Source organism: Bacillus sp. RE35 (assembly GCF_052146655.1).
Classification (GTDB): Bacteria; Bacillota; Bacilli; order Bacillales; family Bacillaceae_G; genus Bacillus_A; species Bacillus_A cereus.
Window position 1 is genome coordinate 215,265 of sequence record NZ_CP197377.1, and the last position, 17,604, is coordinate 232,868.

Here is a 17,604-nt window from a genome sequence, read left to right on the forward strand (position 1 = left end):
AATGAGATGAAACGTTCTTTAGCTGCGCGTGCCAAATTTTTAGATTTTATTTATTTTTGTCGTGCGATTTTTCATGATGTAGTTGTTAACGGGATACGTATGCCCTTTTTTAACAATTGCATAGTGACTATTGAACGATAGAAATCTCTTCACCCATTTTTAATAAACGTGTGAAAAGGGAGCTATTTGGCTTCCTTTTTCTATGCCGAAAACCATGGGGAATGTTTCTTTCTCATGGTTTTTTATATTGAAAGGAGTACGGAAAATGACTATTTGTAGTGTAAATAATGTAATGAAATCTTTTGGTGGAAACATCATATTTGAAAATATATCGCTTGAAATAAAGAATGGTGAACGTGTTGGGTTAGTTGGTCGTAACGGTAGTGGGAAGACAACAATCTTTGGACTTCTAACGGGAAGGGAGAGTTTGGATGCAGGAGCCATCCATATGAAGAAAGGTACACGTATTGGTCATGTCGCACAAATTCCGAAGTTTGATGAGGTCATGAATGTATATGATGTATTGAGTTCCGCTTTTAAAGTAGAAAAGGAATTAGAAAAAGAAATGCATGCTTTAGAAAAAAATATGGCGGAGGAGCAGGAACAATCTTCATTGCAAAAGCTAATGGAGAGGTACGGAATAATTCAAGAAAAATTTGCATTTCTCGGTGGTTATGAAATAGAGGCAAATATAATGAAGGTAGCAAATGGCTTACAAGTAACAGACTTATTTCCAAGAGTATTTACGGAATTAAGTGGAGGAGAACAGACGAAAGTTAGCCTTGCATATATGTTATTGCAGAAACCAGATTTACTTCTATTAGATGAACCAACAAATCATTTAGATTTGTTTGCAGTTGAATGGTTAGAGAAATTTTTAAAAGAATATACTGGAACAGTTATGGTTATTTCACACGATCGCTATTTCCTTGATGAAGTTGTAACGAAAATTTTTGATTTGGAAGATGGAGAGATTCACGTGTACCATACGAATTATTCTCAGTTCGTCGAGGAGAAGGAAGAAAGATTACTTCAAGAGTTTCAAGCTTATCAAGAGCAGCAAAAGAAAATAAAGAAAATGAAAGAAGCAATTAAGCGTCTACGTGAATGGGCAAATCAAGCGAACCCTCCGAATGAAGGATTGCATAAAAGAGCGAGAAATATGGAACGTGCGTTAGAACGTATAGAGAAATTAAAGAGGCCAATTTTAGAACGAAAACAGATGGGTCTTCAGTTTGAAGGGCAAGAGAGAAGCGGGAAAGATGTTGTTGTAATGAAAGAAGTGAGTAAAGGTTTTGCTGGACGACCTTTATTTGAACAAGCGAATTTACATGTTCGTTTTCAAGAGCGTGCGGCTATCGTTGGTCGTAATGGTACAGGAAAGACCACATTATTAAAACTACTATTAGAAGAAATAAATCCAGACGTTGGTGAAATTCGAATTGGTAGTAGTGTCAAAATTGGTTATTTATCACAGCATACGTATGGAAATGTGAAGAGTAATGTATTGGAAGCGTTTAGAGAGTATGTAGCTGTAACAGAAGGAGAAGCAAGACATATATTGGCTAAGTTTTTATTTTATGGTCCAGCAGTATTTAAGAAAGTAACGCAACTGAGCGGTGGAGAAAAAATGAGGTTAAGACTTGCGCAACTTATGTATCAAGACATCAATTTTCTAATTCTAGATGAGCCGACAAACCATCTTGATATTGAATCAAGGGAAGTTTTAGAGGAAGCCCTTGAGCAATATAATGGAACAATCCTAGCTGTTTCACATGATCGTTATTTTTTAAATAAGTTATTTGAAAAGACGTACTGGATTGATGAATGTAAATTATTTGAGTTTGCAGGAAACTATGCATGGGCTCGTCAAAAGTGGGAGGAAAAGCTTGAGAAGCAAGTAATAAAGCAGAAACGCCAAGGGAGAAAAAGTGTTGAAACGGTTCCTGTAAAAGAGAAAGAAGCTAGGAATCTTGAAGAGATTGAAAATGAGTTAATGCATGTAGAAGAAGATATATATGCAATAGAATGTGAAATGGAACATGTAGCTGATGTTGAAAGACTTGAAAAATTATATGAGGAAAAAACGAAGAAAGAGTTGTTACGAGCGAAGTTATATAGTGAGTTAGAGAATATTGTGGAGTAAAGAGTAGAAAGCCACTTCCTTTCAGTTTTGTTGGAGGAAGTGGCTTTTTCATAATGATATTTTGCTTTAAAGATTAAATGAAGCGATGTGTTTCACGTGAAACAGTAACTTAGATAAATCCGTGTTCCTCAATTTGCATAGTTTGTGAAACATATGAAAATGATAAGGTGAAAAAGAAATGTCATTAGTGGCTTTTCGATAGGAGTAATTACAAAAACAAAGGCTGATTATTTCCCGAGAGATAAAGTGAGGGCTTTTACGGGCAGCCCGACTCCGACCTAACTTCTTTTGCTTTTGCTGAATTTTGAGGTGGGGTTCTTACTGCCCGGCAAATAGCGGGATAAATATGTATAAAAGAGACTAGTGAATGAAAACGAAAAGAGAGCAAAGTTACAGCTTTACGCGCTGAACCCTGCTCTCTTTTTGTGTGGCATCTTCTCTCGTTGAAATTATAATAGCGATCCCGAGCATGATAAAAAAAGCTAAAAAGAGGACGAACTTTGGGAAGAACGGGAATAGTAATAGCGCTCCGACTATCATAATTGTTAATAATACGTAGTGCAGGACGTATTGGAATAGGTTGTCCATATTTTCGCCCCCTTTTTGGTAATTGGTTATTAGTATTCTATGTTTCATGTTGAAGGAATAGAAGTAGATTTTTAAGTTTTTTAATACGAATTATAGCTGAGTTTTCTTAAAGTATAAATGTAGAGTGATAATTTTGGAAAAATTCTAAAAATATTTATTTAGAAAGAATTGACAAAACATAATGAACGATATAAGCTAATAACCATAAAGTCTACCGGAAAGGTCGGAATAAGATTGTTACCCCTCAAAAACATCTATTTTTTTACGATTAAAACCGACTTTTCCGATTGGCTATAAATGTTGCTGTGGGAGGCATACATAAGGTAATTCGTTCAGAGGGTATAATCATAAAAAGTTAGGGTGGGGACAATGAAGAAAAAGACAAAAAAATGGGCTGGTGTATTTTCGGTATTAATGAGTAGTTCGCTTGTGTTGTCTGCTTGTGGGGGACAGGAGGACGCGGCTTCTACAGAGCCGGTTAAACAGCAGGATTTAAAAAATGTGAAAATTGAAAAGATCGCTGCGACAGATAAAACGAAAGTGCCAGACAAAGCGAAGAATAGAAAAGATACGTTAGTAGTTGGTATTAGTAAGCCAGGCGGCGTATTTTTGCCATACTTCCAACAAAATGGTTGGGATGGAAACGTAACTTCAGTTATTTTTGCATCTCTCGTATCAACCGATAAACAAGGGAAACCAATTCCAGAATTAGCTGAGAAGTGGGACGTTTCTTCTGATCAGTTAACATATACATTCCATTTACGTAAAGATTTGAAATTTAGTGATGGATCGCCATTAACGGCGGATGATGTAGCTTTCACATTGACGCTTTTACATGATAAGGCATATGAAGGTGAAGTAGATATCTCTCAATATGCGGTTAAAGGTGGTAAAGAATATAAGGAAGGAAAAGCAACTTCAATTGAAGGTATTCAAGTTGTTGATCCACAAACAATTAAAATTACAACTGAAAAAGTGAATTCACAAGCTATATTTGTTTTAGGAGGTACAGTACTATCAAAAGCTTATTATGGAAAAGATTATAAGCAAAATACAAGCTTAGATTACTTAAAAGATTTATATGGAAAGCCATTAGCTGCGGGTCCATATAAATTTGAAAAGTATATTCCAGGTCAAGAAGTTCGTTTTGTAGCAAACGAAAATTATTATGCGGGTAAACCAAAAATTCAAAACTTCATTTATAAAATTACTTCTGGTGATACGAAGCTTCAGTTATTCCAAACAGGAGAAGTTGACCATACTGGCTTAGGTACTGGTGATGAGGTTCTTGAACAGGCTAAGGCTTTAGAATTCGCCAATATCCAAATCGAAACAGCACCGTCATTTAGTTATATTTATATGAATAATAATAAGCCTTACTTAAAGGATAAAAAGGTTCGCCAAGCACTTATTTACGGATTAGACCGCAAAAAATATGTTGATACAGCGTTAAAAGGATACGGTACAGTAGCCAATGTACCAATTCATCCAACTTCTTGGGCTTATACGGAAGAAGGAGTTAATAAATACGAATACGATAAAGAAAAAGCGAAAAAATTATTAGATGAAGCAGGGTGGAAAGTTGGTTCGGATGGAATTCGTGAAAAAGATGGTCAAAAATTAAAACTTTCTTATTTCGGTCCAAGTTCGGCTAAAGATAGTGATTTATTAATTCCGATTGCGAAAGAGAATTATAAAGAAATAGGTGTAGAGTTTAATCCTGAATTTATGGACTTTAATACGATGCTTTCTAAGGTAAACAAAGGGGATTATGATTTAGCTTCTGTTTCGACACCGATTACAAGTGATCCGAGTGAAACAGCTGGTGAATATTTGTCTACTGCAAATGAAACTAGTCTTGGTTATAAGAATGCAAAAGTAGATGAGCTAATTCAAAAAGGTATTGAAACTGTAGATATCGAAAAGCGTAAACCTATTTATAAAGAATTGTATAAAGAATTAAGTGATGATCCACCAGTAATTCTATTAAACTACCGTAGAACAATTACTGGTTATAACGGGAATATAAAAGGAATTGATCCTGAAAAGTACAACAGTATTAGTGCAAACTTACCAGTATTATCATTTGAAAAATAACGATAAGAATGTATAAGTAGAAGACATTTTTTCATTCGGTTAGTAATGTGCCGCTTTGAAAAAATGTTCTTCTATTTTAAGCATAAGATTGGAGAGAAAAAGGGTGAAAACATATATTGTTCGTAGGTTGTTACAAATGATTCCTACACTGCTTGGTACATCAATTATTATCTTCGTCCTGTTCGCACTTCTTCCTGGGGATTATATTGATTCAAACCCGAAAATTACACCGGAAAGAGCAGCTGAACTGAGGGAGTTATATGGGTTGAACAAACCAATTGTTGAGCGTTATTTTCATTGGTTAGGTAATGTATTGCAAGGGGACTTTGGCTTCTCGCTTCAATATCAAGAGCCTGTAACGTCATTATTAAATAAATTTATTTGGAATTCTTTTAGTGTAGCAATTATTGCATTGTTTTTTATTTGGCTAATTGCACTTATTATCGGTGTATTCTCGGCGACGAAGCAACATTCTTTATTCGATAAACTTGTAACAATCGGTGTTTTTGCAGCAATGTCATTCCCTTCATTCTTTATCGGTTTGTTTTTAATTAAGGTGTTTGCGGTTGACTTTAAGTTATTACCGATAGGTGGAATGATTGATGTTGGCAGTAATTCAACAGGATTTGCTTACGTGATAGAAGTTGCAAAACATATGATTTTACCAGTATTTATTTTGACACTTCTTGGGGTCGGCTCGCTAACTCGTTATTTTAGAACAAGTATGTTAGAGGTTGTAAGACAAGATTACATACGAACAGCAAGAGCGAAAGGTTTGAAGGAGAAGACGGTTATTTATAAGCATGCATTAAAAAATGCAATTTTACCGGCAATTACGTTATTAGCATTTGAATTACCTGGATTGTTTTCTGGGGCAATTATTATTGAACAAATTTTTAACTGGCCAGGGATTGGTAATATTCAATTAGAAGCATTAAATTTCCGTGACTATACAGTATTGATGGCATTTACGATGTTTCTTTCTTGTTTAACAATCGTTTCAAACTTTTTAGCAGATATTGTATATGCAGTTGTTGATCCAAGAATTCGGTTGAAGTAAGGGGGGAAAGAAATGGAGACTGTTACAGTAATTACAGAAAAAAAAGAAAAAAAGAGAAGAAATGAATCATCACCATGGCGACAAGCTTTTAAAAAGATAAAGAAAAATAAGATGGCACTTGTAGGGTTTTATGCATTAATTTTTATGTTTTTATTTTGTTTTATCGGTCCGTTCTTTTCTCCATATGCATCAGGAAAAATACAAGTTGCGCTCATTAACAAACCACCTAGTTTTTCTCATTGGCTTGGTACAGATCAATTAGGAAGAGATATTTTAACAAGGCTTATGCAAGCGGGACGTATTTCATTAACCATTGGTTTAGCTTCAATGGTTTTATCGGTTATACTTGGAGCTTTATTAGGAGCGATTGCAGGTTTTTATCGTGGTATTGTGGACAATATTATTATGCGACTTGCAGATATTTTAATGTCGATGCCAGGATTACCGTTACTTATTATAATGGGTGCGATTTTATCAGAGTGGAAAGTACCGTCTGATTATCGTTTGTATGTCATTATGATTATTTTAAGTTTAGTAGGTTGGCCAGGGCTTGCACGCCTTGTAAGAGGGCAAATTTTATCACTTAGGGAGCAAGCATTTATGCAAGCTGCGGATGTGTTAGGAATAAAAGATTACCGGAAAATTATATATCACTTAATACCTAATGTTTTACCTATTTTAATTGTCGTATCTACATTAGGTGTTGCAGGTTCTATTTTGGGAGAATCCGCACTAAGTTACTTAGGTCTTGGAGTCGTTCCACCTACACCATCATGGGGGAACATGATTAGCGCAGCTAACTCATTAATCGATTTCCAAAAGCGTCCATGGTTATGGATTCCGCCTGGTTTTGCAATCTTTATAACAGTTGTATCAATTAATTTACTTGGTGATGCACTTCGTGATGCATTAGATCCAAAGATGAGACGGTAGGTGAGGAGATATGAGTAAAGCGGTAGTAGAGCTGAAAGATTTACAAACACACTTTCAGACAGAAGAAGGGACAGTAAAAGCTGTGAATCATGTTAGTTTTTCTGTTCGAGAAGGTGAAACTGTTTGTGTTGTAGGTGAATCTGGTTGCGGAAAAAGTGTAACGGCGTTATCTATTATGGGACTTATTGCTGAATCAGGCAGTGTAGTAGGTGGAGATATTTTATATGAAGGAAAAAGTCTTTTAGGAATGAAAGAGAAAGAGCTTCGTAGTTTACGAGGGAATGATATTGCGATGATTTTCCAAGAACCGATGACATCGCTAAACCCCGTCTTCACTGTAGGAGAGCAAATTGTAGAAACGTTAAGGGAGCATGAATTACTTAGTAAAAATGAAGCATATAAGAAGGCAATTGAGTTAATTCGTAAAGTTGGCATAGCCCGCGCTGATGAAATCGTCCATTCTTATCCGCATGAACTGAGTGGCGGGATGTTACAACGTATTATGATTGCTGTTGCACTTAGTTGTAATCCTAAGTTATTAATTGCGGATGAACCAACAACAGCTCTTGATGTTACTATTCAGGCTCAAATATTGGATCTACTAAGACAAGTGAAAGAAGAATTTAAAACGTCGATTTTATTAATTACACATGACTTAGGTGTCGTAGCGGAAATGGCTGATTATGTTGTCGTTATGTATGGCGGGAAAGTTATTGAAGAAGCCCCAGTACTAGAGATATTCCAAAATCCAAAACATCCTTATACGAAAGGATTATTGAAATCAAAACCAGTAATGGGAAAACGAATAGATAAACTATATTCTATTCCAGGGCAAGTTCCGAATTTAGTTGGTTTAGGTGAGTTTTGCTACTTTAGTGGGCGTTGTGAGCATTGTATGGAAATATGTGGAAAAGAAGCCCCGAATCTAAATGTAAATGATGAAAATCATAAAGTAGCTTGCTGGCTATATGAGGAGCGTGCGGAACAATGATTGAACCATTATTAGAGGTGAAAAATCTAAAGACATATTTTCCAATTAAGGGTGGCGTATTTAGTAGAACAATTGGGCATGTAAAAGCGGTTGATGGAGTAAGTTTTACTATTAATAAAGGTGAAGTGTTTGGTCTCGTTGGCGAATCAGGGAGCGGAAAAACAACAATAGGAAAAACAATTTTACGCCTCGTTCAAAAAACGGAGGGAGAAGTGAAGTTTAAAGGGAAAGATGTTCATTCTTTATCCAAGGATGAATTAAGAAAACATCGCCCTAATATGCAGCTCGTTTTCCAAGATCCATTTAGCTCATTAAATCCGAGAATGAGAATTGGAGAAGCGCTTGGAGAGCCAATGTTGGCCCACGGATTAGCGACGAAAGAAAATGTTCGTGAAAAGGTAATTGAAGTATTGGAGTTATGTGGGTTAGCTCCTTATCATATTGACCGGTATCCCCATGAGTTTTCTGGTGGACAACGTCAGCGTATCGTAATCGCAAGAGCTATGGTATTAAATCCGGAATTTATTGTAGCTGATGAACCTGTGGCGGCACTAGATGTATCTATCCAAGCACAAATTATTAATTTATTTAGTGAGTTACAAGAGAAAAAGGGATTATCTTATTTATTCATTTCGCATGATTTAAGTGTAGTAGAACATTTATGTACGAAAATCGGAATTATGTATTTAGGTACGATTGTGGAGACAGCACCGCGTGATGAGTTATTTACCAATCCGCTACATCCTTATACGAAAGCATTGTTATCAGCTGTTCCAATACCAGATCCAACAGTGAAGCGAGAGCGAATTATACTAGAAGGGGATATTCCAAGTCCAGCAAATCCACCTTCGGGCTGTCGTTTTCATACACGTTGCCCATTTGCGACGGATGTTTGTAAAAAAATAGTACCAGAATTCCATAATGTTGGTGCAGAGCATTTTGTTGCTTGTCATCACGTATAAAAAAGGACTCTTTCAAATTGAAAGAGTCCTTTTTTTATTTAATAGATGAAGTTTGTTTCAATACAAATTGCTCGATTGCGTGAGCAACACCATGTTCATTGTTTGTTAGTGTTACAACATCACATAGCTTTTTTACATCTTCTTCAGCGTTGCCCATTGCAACAGATAAGCCTGCTACTTCTAACATCGGTACATCATTAAAATTATCACCAATAGCAACTGTATCTTCAATAGGGATATTAAAATGAGCTGCCATCTGCTGTATCCCGTTTCCTTTATGTCCATTCTTATCCATAATTTCTAAGTTAGTAGGAGCCGATGCTGTAACCATAATATCAGCATCTTCTTGTAATATACTTAATAGTTGTGCGCGATGCGCTGCATTAAACGTTAAAATGAAGAATTTAGATATTTCTAGTTCTTGGTTATTTACAACATCTTCTATTTTTTTGAAATCAGTAATTAGGTTCGATTTCTTTTGCTTTTCTGTAATTCGTTCAAGTTCCTCTAATGTAACATCAAGCGCATGCTTATTTTCTTCGAATGCTTGCATCACTTGATCTTGCCATGTATATGGAGAATAAACTCCTTTATTCGTATATAGCTTATATGGGAAACCTTCAGATTCTAGTAATTTTGCAAGTTTGTACACTTTGTCGTTTTGTATACAACGCGAGTTAATTACTTTTCCATCCACATAAACAATAGCCCCATTGCTTGCTCCGACTGGAAGAGATAATTTATATTCTTCCAATAGCTTTAAAGCATCCTCTTTCGCACGACCAGAACAGATCATTACAATATGACCAGCTTCTTGTGCAGTTTGGATTGCTTGTAGGTTTTCTTTGGAGATTTCAAGATTAGATGATAGTAGTGTACCATCCATATCTAATGCGATTAATTTCAAAATGACCACCTCTTTGTTTTTATTATACATAGTTATATAGAGGAAACATATAAACTTATCTTGGAAAGACGGTATTTTATCTCATATTAAAAGTAAGTAAAGATTAGATAGGTTTAGTGTCACTAAATAAACGATTTGTAACAAAAATAGAGAGGGATATGACGACATTTCACTTTATGACTGTAATGTTACACGAATGTTACAAACGTGAACTAAGTGAAAAACGCATTAAATAAAGGTTTTTGAGGGTTATTATAAAAAAACGTAAAAAAAGTGTAATAAATTTTACGTAATTATATTGCAACGTAATAATAGTTATGTTACATTAATGTTACAAACGTTACGTTATCAAATTTAATGTAACGTTAACATAAAAACTATGAAATAAACATTTCTTAGAAATTACATATAGATAACTTATAAAAAGGGAGGATAAATGATATGAAAGAGCAAGTATTACAAGTAACAAAAGGTGATTTCGTAGGATCAGCAAGTGGAGCGGTAGTATTAACAGCATTAATCGTATTTCTATCAAGCGTATTAGTATAATAGAAGCTTTGTAACAAAAGAAAAGGAAGGGAGGATAAATGATATGAAAGAGCAAGTATTACAAGTAACAAAAGGTGATTTCGTAGGATCAGCAAGTGGAGCGGTAGTATTAACAGCGTTAATCGTATTTCTATCAAGCGTATTAGTATAATAGAAGCTTTGTAACAAAAGAAAAGGAAGGGAGAATGAAAGATATGAAAGAGCAAGTATTACAAGTAACAAAAGGTGACTTCGTAGGATCAGCAAGTGGAGCAGTAGTATTAACAGCGTTAATCGTATTTCTATCAAGCGTATTAGTATAATAGAAGCTTTGTAACAAAAGAAAAGGAAGGGAGAATGAAAGATATGAAAGAGCAAGTATTACAAGTAACAAAAGGTGACTTCGTAGGATCAGCAAGTGGAGCGGTAGTATTAACAGCATTAATCGTATTTTTATCAAGTGTATTAGTATAATAGAAGTTTTAAATCAAACAAAAAAGGAAGGAGAATGAGGGATATGAACAGTGAACAAGTGTTTCAAGTAACAAAAATAGATTTATTAGGATCCTTAGGTGGAGCGGTAATATTAACATCATTTATTCTATTCCTTGCAAATGTATTAGTATGAGATATATAAATACAATCATTCAAAAAAAATAAAGACTCTAACGTATTAGTAAGTAGTTAATATGTTGGAGTCTTTTTTATATTCTTCTTATATCCCCTCAAGTATTAAAGTTACCTCATTATCCAGCATGCATGGCTAATTAAACGTTGCGGTTGAAACTTGATTCAACGAATAATCAAAAATCCACTGAATAAAATCCCGCTTTATTTCAAAGAGAAAAAAGTCGAATTTTATATGTAAGAAAAAAAGAGGAATTTGACAGAAAAGATAGAAAATTTTAAAGGTCAGAATTTGTTAGCTTGCTAACTAATTTCTATTAATTAACGTTGGAAGCGTTTTCGGTTGGTTTTAAGTATGGACCATTTAATCTATTTACAGGGGGATGAAGATATTATGAAACAAAAATCTATGGATACGCTAGCTGCACAAATGGAGGACTTTTTTCCAGTACGTGATGTAGATCATTTGGAATTTTACGTAGGGAATGCAAAGCAATCGAGTTATTATCTTGCGAGAGCGTTCGGATTCAAAATTGTGGCTTACTCTGGATTAGAAACTGGAAACCGTGAAAAGGTATCTTATGTTCTTGTGCAAAAAAATATGCGTTTCGTTGTGTCTGGAGCTTTAAGTAGTGAAAATCGTATTGCAGAGTTTGTAAAGACTCATGGTGATGGCGTGAAGGATGTGGCACTACTTGTTGATGATGTTGATAAAGCATACTCAGAAGCAGTGAAACGTGGTGCCGTCGCAATTGCTCCACCGCAGGAATTAACAGATGAGGACGGTACATTGAAAAAAGCAGTTATTGGTACGTATGGTGATACAATTCATACGCTTGTAGAGCGTAAAAATTATAAAGGGGCATTTATGCCAGGATTCCAAAAGGTAGAATTTAATATTCCATTTGAAGAGTCTGGTTTAATTGCTGTTGATCATGTAGTTGGTAATGTTGAAAAAATGGAAGAGTGGGTTAGTTATTACGAGAATGTTATGGGCTTTAAACAAATGATTCATTTTGATGATGACGATATTAGTACAGAGTATTCGGCGTTAATGTCGAAAGTTATGACGAATGGAAGTCGTATTAAGTTTCCTATTAACGAACCAGCAGACGGAAAGAGAAAGTCACAAATTCAAGAGTATCTAGAATTCTATAATGGAGCTGGTGTACAACATCTTGCTTTATTAACAAGTGATATTGTTAAAACAGTTGAAGCGCTTCGTGCAAATGGGGTGGAGTTTTTAGATACACCTGATACTTATTATGATGAGTTAACTGCACGAGTTGGAAAAATCGATGAAGAAATTGATAAGTTAAAAGAATTAAAGATTTTAGTAGATCGTGATGATGAAGGTTACTTACTACAAATCTTTACGAAACCAATTGTAGATCGCCCGACTTTATTTATTGAAATCATTCAACGTAAAGGTTCTCGTGGATTTGGTGAAGGAAACTTTAAAGCGTTATTCGAATCAATTGAAAGAGAACAAGAGCGTCGCGGAAACTTATAAGATTTATATCCACCAGCAAAAGTCCCTTTGCTGGTGGAAATTTCATTTTTATAAGGAGGAATCAGGATGAAATTTGTTACATTTTGTCTTCCTTCAAAAGAACTACGGGCTGGATGGCTTGAAGGTGACAAAGTAATAGATATGAATCTTGCTAGTGAAGGGAAAATCCCTTCTTCTATGATGGCTTTTTTAGAGAAAGCGGATGAGTATGTAGAAGTAGTGCGGAATATTAAGAATCCAAATAAGGGTATATATGCTTTAGAAGAAGTACAATTGACAGCTGCTCTTCCTAATCCGAGTAGTATTCGAGATTTTTACGCATTTGAACAACATGTAAAAACAGCTCGCGGACGAAGAGGATTAGATGTTGTGCCCGAATGGTATGATATTCCGGTTTTTTATTTTACTAATCATCGTGCTGTAATTGGTTCCGGTGATTTTGTAATTGGTCCGAAAAAGTCTAAAAAGCTTGATTATGAGTTGGAGATTGCTTGCGTAATGGGAAAAGAAGGGCGAAATATTTCTCGTGAGCAAGCAGAGGAATATATTTTTGGTTATTGTATTATGAACGACTGGAGTGCGAGAGACTTACAAGCAACAGAAATGAAAGTAGGTCTCGGTCCAGCGAAAGGAAAAGACTTTGCAACTTCTTTAGGAGCACATCTTGTTACGAAAGAGGAATTAGACGTTTATCGTAATGGTGATCGATATAATTTAGAAATGACTGCTCATGTAAATGGAAAACTATTATCAAAAGGAAACTTCCAAGATATTTATTATACATTTGCTGAAATGATTGAACGTGCTTCAGAGGACGTTACGTTATATCCAGGAGATGTGATTGGTTCTGGGACAGTAGGAACAGGATGTATTTTAGAACTGGGTACAGAAGAGTGGCTACAAGATGGAGATGTTGTAGAACTGTCGATTACTGGTTTAGGTACACTACGTAATACGATCAAAAAAGAAAAGGAAGCGGGTGATGGGCATGTTTTATCGTCACATGGGAGAACTACCTCATAAACGACATGTACAATTTCGTAAAAAAGATGGATCGCTTTATCGTGAACAGGTAATGGGAACAAAAGGTTTTTCTGGTACGCAGTCTATTTTGTATCATCATTATATGCCAACAGAAGTAGGTCATTCTGCATTATCGCATTCTTGTCAGTTGCAGTATGAAGAGGATGTTGCTCTTTCTCATCGCCACTTTCGAACGAAAGAAAGTAAAAAAAGTGGTGATGCAATAAGTGGACGGAATTTCATACTTGGAAATGAAGATTTATTAATTGGAGTAGTGAGTCCAACAGAAAAAATGGATTATTTCTATCGTAATGGTGATGGCGACGAAATGTTATTTGTTCATTATGGAACAGGGAAAATTGAAACGATGTTTGGAACGATTCACTATAGAAAAGGCGACTATGTAACGATCCCAATTGGAACGATTTATCGTGTTATTCCAGATGAAGGAGAGACTAAGTTTCTTGTTGTAGAGGCGAATAGCCAAATTACAACGCCGCGTCGTTATCGAAATGAATACGGACAATTGTTAGAACATAGTCCGTTTTGTGAAAGAGATCTTCGTGGTCCAGAAAAATTAGAGACATATGATGAAAAAGGCGAGTTTGTCGTAATGACAAAATCAAGAGGCTATATGCATAAACATGTTTTAGGACACCACCCGTTAGATGTTGTGGGATGGGATGGCTATTTATATCCGTGGGTATTTAATGTAGAGGATTTTGAACCAATTACAGGGCGCATTCATCAGCCACCGCCAGTACATCAAACATTTGAAGGACATAATTTTGTTATTTGCTCTTTCGTACCACGTTTATACGATTATCATCCAGAGTCAATTCCGGCACCATATTATCATAGTAATGTTAATAGTGATGAAGTTCTTTACTATGTAGAAGGAAACTTTATGAGTCGCAAAGGTGTGGAAGAAGGTTCTATTACACTTCATCCGAGCGGGATTCCCCATGGACCGCATCCGGGGAAAACAGAGGCAAGTATAGGGAAGAAAGAGACGCTTGAATTAGCTGTTATGATAGACACATTCCGTCCGCTTCGTATTGTAAAACAAGCACATGAAACAGAAGATGAAAAGTATATGTATAGCTGGATTGAACAAGGTTCATATACTGTGAAATAAGTAAAAAGGCATGCTCTCAATAAGGGGGCATGCCTTTTTCACGGAATCGACATGTATAATAATACCAAAAAAATAATGGAAAGATATATAGAAAGAATAATAAGGATTGTGCATATTCAGAAGAATTTCTACTTGTTTCGACAAAAGTATTGACTAGGAAAAGCGTAATGAGTAAAATAAAAAAGCGAATTAAAAATTTTCGGAAAATTTAAAACTTGGAGGAGTGAAAGATGAAGCAAATTTTTCAAAAGAAGCCAATTGCAAAGTTAATGCAAGAAAGTAAGCAAAAAACGTTAGCAAGAACATTGGGCGCGCTAGATTTAACTATGCTTGGAATCGGAGCAATTGTTGGAACTGGTATTTTTGTTCTAACGGGTGTTGTGGCAGCGAAACATTCTGGGCCAGCTATTATATTATCATTTGCGATTGCCGCTCTAGCTTGTGCCTTTGCTGCATTTTGTTATGCTGAATTTGCTTCTTCAGTTCCTGTCTCGGGCAGTGTGTATACGTATACATACGCGACGATGGGGGAAGTATTCGCATTTTTAATTGGCTGGGACTTAATGCTGGAATATTTACTTGCTACATCTGCTGTAGCGAACGGTTGGTCTGCATATTTTCAATCTTTATTAAAGGGGTTTGGAATTCATATTCCGACTATTCTCTCCTCGGCTCCTGGTACAGGTAAGGGTGGAATAATTGATCTACCTGCAGTTCTAATTATTTTAGTGATGACAGTTCTTTTATCTAGGGGTGTTCGTGAAAGTGCACGAGTAAATAACATTATGGTATTTATTAAAATAGCAGTTGTTCTTATTTTTATCTTTGCTGGTTTTAATTATGTGAAACCTGAAAACTGGACGCCTTTTATGCCATTTGGTTTAGATGGTGTAATGGCTGGAGCGGCTACAGTATTCTTCGCATTTATAGGATTTGATGCAGTTTCAACAGCGGCAGAAGAAGTGAAACGTCCGCAACGTGATTTACCAATTGGTATTATTGCATCGTTATTAATTTGTACAGTTCTTTATATCGTTGTTTCGCTTATTTTGACAGGAATTGTTCCATACGGACAGCTAAATATATCAGATCCAGTTGCTTTTGCACTTCAATTTATTGGACAAGATGGTTTAGCGGGGGTAATTTCAGTAGGAGCAATTACAGGGATTACAACAGTAATGCTAGTTATGATGTATGGGCAAGTTCGTGTTTCTTATGCGATGAGCCGAGATGGTTTACTGCCGAAACGTCTTGCTAAAGTTCATCCGAAATTTAAAACGCCATTTTTAAATACATGGACAACGGGAATTATTGCGGCACTGATTTCAGGATTAATAGATTTAAATGTTTTAGCACATCTTGTAAATATGGGGACATTGTCAGCATTTGCACTCGTAGCTGTTGCGGTAATCGTAATGAGAAGAACACATCCAGACTTACCAAGGGCATTTAAGGCGCCGCTTGTACCATTTTTACCAGCATTAACAGTGATCTTCTGTTTATACTTAATGCTTCAATTATCGGGGACAGCATGGATTAGTTTTGGGATATGGATGGTTATTGGTATAGCGGTTTACTTCTTATATAGCCGAAAACATAGTGCTTTAAATAATAGTAAAAAAGAAGAAGATGTTGCAAATTTATAAGCGAAAAAATCCATTCTAATTCTGTTAGAATGGATTTTTTTATTTGAAAATTTACATTTTTCTGAACTTATTATAAGATAATTGTTGGCTAACTAAAGGGGTGAAATGATGAAAAATACGTGGCGTGAGTTAAGGGAGATGGACCGTAACGTATGGATTCGATTTATTGGAGAGACGTTAAATGGAATTGCAATGATGATGTTAATGCCTTTTTTTGCATTATATTTAAAAGATAAGGTAGATTCGTTGTTGGAAGTTGGGGTTATTATGGCGCTTTCTCCAATTGCTGCAAGTTTTGGATCACTTATAGGAGGGAGAATTGCTGACATATATGGAAGAAAGCCTATTATGATATTTTCTATGGCAAGTAATGCATTATTAATGCTCGGTTTTCTATTTATAGAAGGGTTTATTCCATATGCAATTTTATCTATTTTTTTAGGGTTGAGTAATTCTTTATTTCACCCAGCTGCATCAGCTATGGTCGCGGATGTAACGGCACCAGAAAAAAGAACAGAGGCATATGGTTTATTACGAATGGGACACAATATAGGTGCTGCGATTGGTCCGATAATGGGAGCATCAGTAGTTGTGTTGTCAAAGAACCTTGTGTTTATTATTGCCTCTTCTACAATGCTATTTTATGCGTTACTTGTATTACTTCTTATTCAAGAGACGATGCCAAAGAGGACAGATAAGGAAGAACATAAAGAAAAGGAATCTGGGGCAGTTTGGAAAATTGTAATGCGAGATAAGGCATTAATGATTTACTTATTAGCAGGTATTATCATTTCGATGGGGTTTTCTCAAACGGAAGGCATGTTGCCACTACATTTTGATAATGAAATGAAGCGTATTTTTGGAACGAACAATCCATATCCATATTTAATGGCGTTAAACGGACTATTAGTTGTTTTATTCCAGTTTCAAATTTCAAAATGGGCTACGGATAAACCAGTTGGGAAGACGATGTTATATGGTGCATGTTTATTCGGGATTGGATTATTTTTTATAGGGTGGTTACCGAAGTGGTTTGGAGAATTTAATACAAATGCTACAATTATTTTAATAACACTACTGTTCGTTTATGCTATATATACGTTAGGTGAGATGATTATGTCGCCTGTACAGATGACATTTGTAGCAAATTTGGCCCCTGAGCATTTGAGAGGGACTTATATGGGAGCTGCAAGTTTGCAGTGGATTACAGGAAGCGCATTTGGTCCACTTTTGGGCGGTTTTTTATTAGATCGATTACTTGGTCACTTTCTATTTACAATTTTAGCTGTAGGATGTGTAGTTGCAGGTATTGTATATGTTTCTTTAGATCGCCTTGTGGAGCAAAGGCAAAAAGACACACTAACCAAACAATCTTCTTAGTGAATAGGTGACATACACAAAAAAGGGGATTTCTACATATTTTAGGTACATAACTAGATTAGATT

Annotated in this window: 19 protein-coding genes; 17 read left to right on the top strand and 2 right to left on the bottom strand. The window is 35.6% G+C overall.

From position 1 onward, the window contains the following. Positions 1 to 6: 6 nt before the first annotated feature. Together ACTL4X_RS01240 and abc-f are read left to right on the top strand one after the other, a co-directional pair. On the top strand, positions 7 to 141 hold the full coding sequence (locus ACTL4X_RS01240; RefSeq protein WP_000830643.1) for an RAxF-45 family protein: 135 nt from the start codon (positions 7 to 9) through the stop codon (positions 139 to 141). Between the two features lie 73 nt (positions 142 to 214). Further along, entirely contained in the window at positions 215 to 2,146 is a 1,932-nt protein-coding gene (gene abc-f / locus ACTL4X_RS01245; protein ID WP_140158362.1) for a ribosomal protection-like ABC-F family protein, read from the top strand. Between the two features lie 390 nt (positions 2,147 to 2,536). On the opposite strand, the gene ACTL4X_RS01250 is transcribed toward abc-f, so the two are convergent. Beyond that, positions 2,537 to 2,734 (bottom strand): hypothetical protein, encoded by a 198-nt coding sequence (locus ACTL4X_RS01250; RefSeq protein WP_000369254.1) that lies wholly within the window; start codon positions 2,732 to 2,734, stop codon positions 2,537 to 2,539. 369 nt (positions 2,735 to 3,103) lie between these two features. On the opposite strand from ACTL4X_RS01250, the gene ACTL4X_RS01255 reads away from it, so the two are divergent. The 5 genes from ACTL4X_RS01255 to ACTL4X_RS01275 all read left to right on the top strand — a co-directional run bounded on the left by ACTL4X_RS01255 (position 3,104) and on the right by ACTL4X_RS01275 (position 8,777). Beyond that, the gene (locus ACTL4X_RS01255) at positions 3,104 to 4,831 is read left to right on the top strand and encodes an ABC transporter substrate-binding protein (RefSeq protein ID WP_000730692.1); all 1,728 of its coding nucleotides are present in this window, start codon (positions 3,104 to 3,106) and stop codon (positions 4,829 to 4,831) included. A 103-nt stretch (positions 4,832 to 4,934) separates the two neighbouring features. Continuing rightward, on the top strand, positions 4,935 to 5,891 hold the full coding sequence (locus ACTL4X_RS01260; protein WP_134207903.1) for an ABC transporter permease: 957 nt from the start codon (positions 4,935 to 4,937) through the stop codon (positions 5,889 to 5,891). Positions 5,892 to 5,903: 12 nt separating this feature from the next. Further along, positions 5,904 to 6,824 (top strand): oligopeptide ABC transporter permease, encoded by a 921-nt coding sequence (gene opp4C, locus ACTL4X_RS01265; protein WP_000451077.1) that lies wholly within the window; start codon positions 5,904 to 5,906, stop codon positions 6,822 to 6,824. Between the two features lie 10 nt (positions 6,825 to 6,834). Further along, positions 6,835 to 7,815: an ABC transporter ATP-binding protein gene (locus ACTL4X_RS01270; protein ID WP_061113659.1), complete on the top strand. Its 981-nt coding sequence runs from the start codon at positions 6,835 to 6,837 to the stop codon at positions 7,813 to 7,815. Then, on the top strand, positions 7,812 to 8,777 hold the full coding sequence (locus ACTL4X_RS01275) for an ABC transporter ATP-binding protein (protein WP_000572377.1): 966 nt from the start codon (positions 7,812 to 7,814) through the stop codon (positions 8,775 to 8,777). Before ACTL4X_RS01270 ends, ACTL4X_RS01275 begins: the two co-directional genes overlap by 4 nt. A gap of 34 nt (positions 8,778 to 8,811) precedes the next feature. On the opposite strand, the gene ACTL4X_RS01280 is transcribed toward ACTL4X_RS01275, so the two are convergent. Continuing rightward, positions 8,812 to 9,684, bottom strand: a complete 873-nt coding sequence (locus tag ACTL4X_RS01280) for a Cof-type HAD-IIB family hydrolase (protein WP_000766420.1) — start codon at positions 9,682 to 9,684, stop codon at positions 8,812 to 8,814. 441 nt (positions 9,685 to 10,125) lie between these two features. Between ACTL4X_RS01280 and ACTL4X_RS01285 the strand changes: the two genes are divergently transcribed. The 10 genes from ACTL4X_RS01285 to ACTL4X_RS01330 all read left to right on the top strand — a co-directional run bounded on the left by ACTL4X_RS01285 (position 10,126) and on the right by ACTL4X_RS01330 (position 17,539). Then, positions 10,126 to 10,233, top strand: a complete 108-nt coding sequence (locus ACTL4X_RS01285) for a DUF3948 family protein (RefSeq protein WP_000664237.1) — start codon at positions 10,126 to 10,128, stop codon at positions 10,231 to 10,233. 43 nt (positions 10,234 to 10,276) lie between these two features. Beyond that, positions 10,277 to 10,384: a DUF3948 family protein gene (locus ACTL4X_RS01290; protein ID WP_000664237.1), complete on the top strand. Its 108-nt coding sequence runs from the start codon at positions 10,277 to 10,279 to the stop codon at positions 10,382 to 10,384. 34 nt (positions 10,385 to 10,418) lie between these two features. Beyond that, entirely contained in the window at positions 10,419 to 10,535 is a 117-nt protein-coding gene (locus ACTL4X_RS01295; protein ID WP_000654250.1) for a DUF3948 family protein, read from the top strand. Positions 10,536 to 10,569: 34 nt separating this feature from the next. Beyond that, entirely contained in the window at positions 10,570 to 10,686 is a 117-nt protein-coding gene (locus tag ACTL4X_RS01300; RefSeq protein ID WP_000654250.1) for a DUF3948 family protein, read from the top strand. Between the two features lie 43 nt (positions 10,687 to 10,729). Next, complete coding sequence (locus tag ACTL4X_RS01305) at positions 10,730 to 10,840, top strand: DUF3948 family protein (RefSeq protein WP_001083689.1); 111 nt, start codon at positions 10,730 to 10,732, stop codon at positions 10,838 to 10,840. 393 nt (positions 10,841 to 11,233) lie between these two features. Continuing rightward, the gene (hppD, locus tag ACTL4X_RS01310; protein ID WP_000810922.1) at positions 11,234 to 12,352 is read left to right on the top strand and encodes a 4-hydroxyphenylpyruvate dioxygenase; all 1,119 of its coding nucleotides are present in this window, start codon (positions 11,234 to 11,236) and stop codon (positions 12,350 to 12,352) included. A gap of 66 nt (positions 12,353 to 12,418) precedes the next feature. Beyond that, the gene (locus tag ACTL4X_RS01315) at positions 12,419 to 13,375 is read left to right on the top strand and encodes a fumarylacetoacetate hydrolase family protein (protein WP_000673988.1); all 957 of its coding nucleotides are present in this window, start codon (positions 12,419 to 12,421) and stop codon (positions 13,373 to 13,375) included. After that, entirely contained in the window at positions 13,341 to 14,513 is a 1,173-nt protein-coding gene (locus ACTL4X_RS01320) for a homogentisate 1,2-dioxygenase (protein WP_013141710.1), read from the top strand. Before ACTL4X_RS01315 ends, ACTL4X_RS01320 begins: the two co-directional genes overlap by 35 nt. Positions 14,514 to 14,743: 230 nt before the next feature. Continuing rightward, complete coding sequence (locus ACTL4X_RS01325) at positions 14,744 to 16,159, top strand: amino acid permease (RefSeq protein WP_000809361.1); 1,416 nt, start codon at positions 14,744 to 14,746, stop codon at positions 16,157 to 16,159. A 108-nt stretch (positions 16,160 to 16,267) separates the two neighbouring features. Continuing rightward, positions 16,268 to 17,539, top strand: a complete 1,272-nt coding sequence (locus ACTL4X_RS01330) for an MDR family MFS transporter (protein WP_071740805.1) — start codon at positions 16,268 to 16,270, stop codon at positions 17,537 to 17,539. Positions 17,540 to 17,604: the final 65 nt, after the last annotated feature.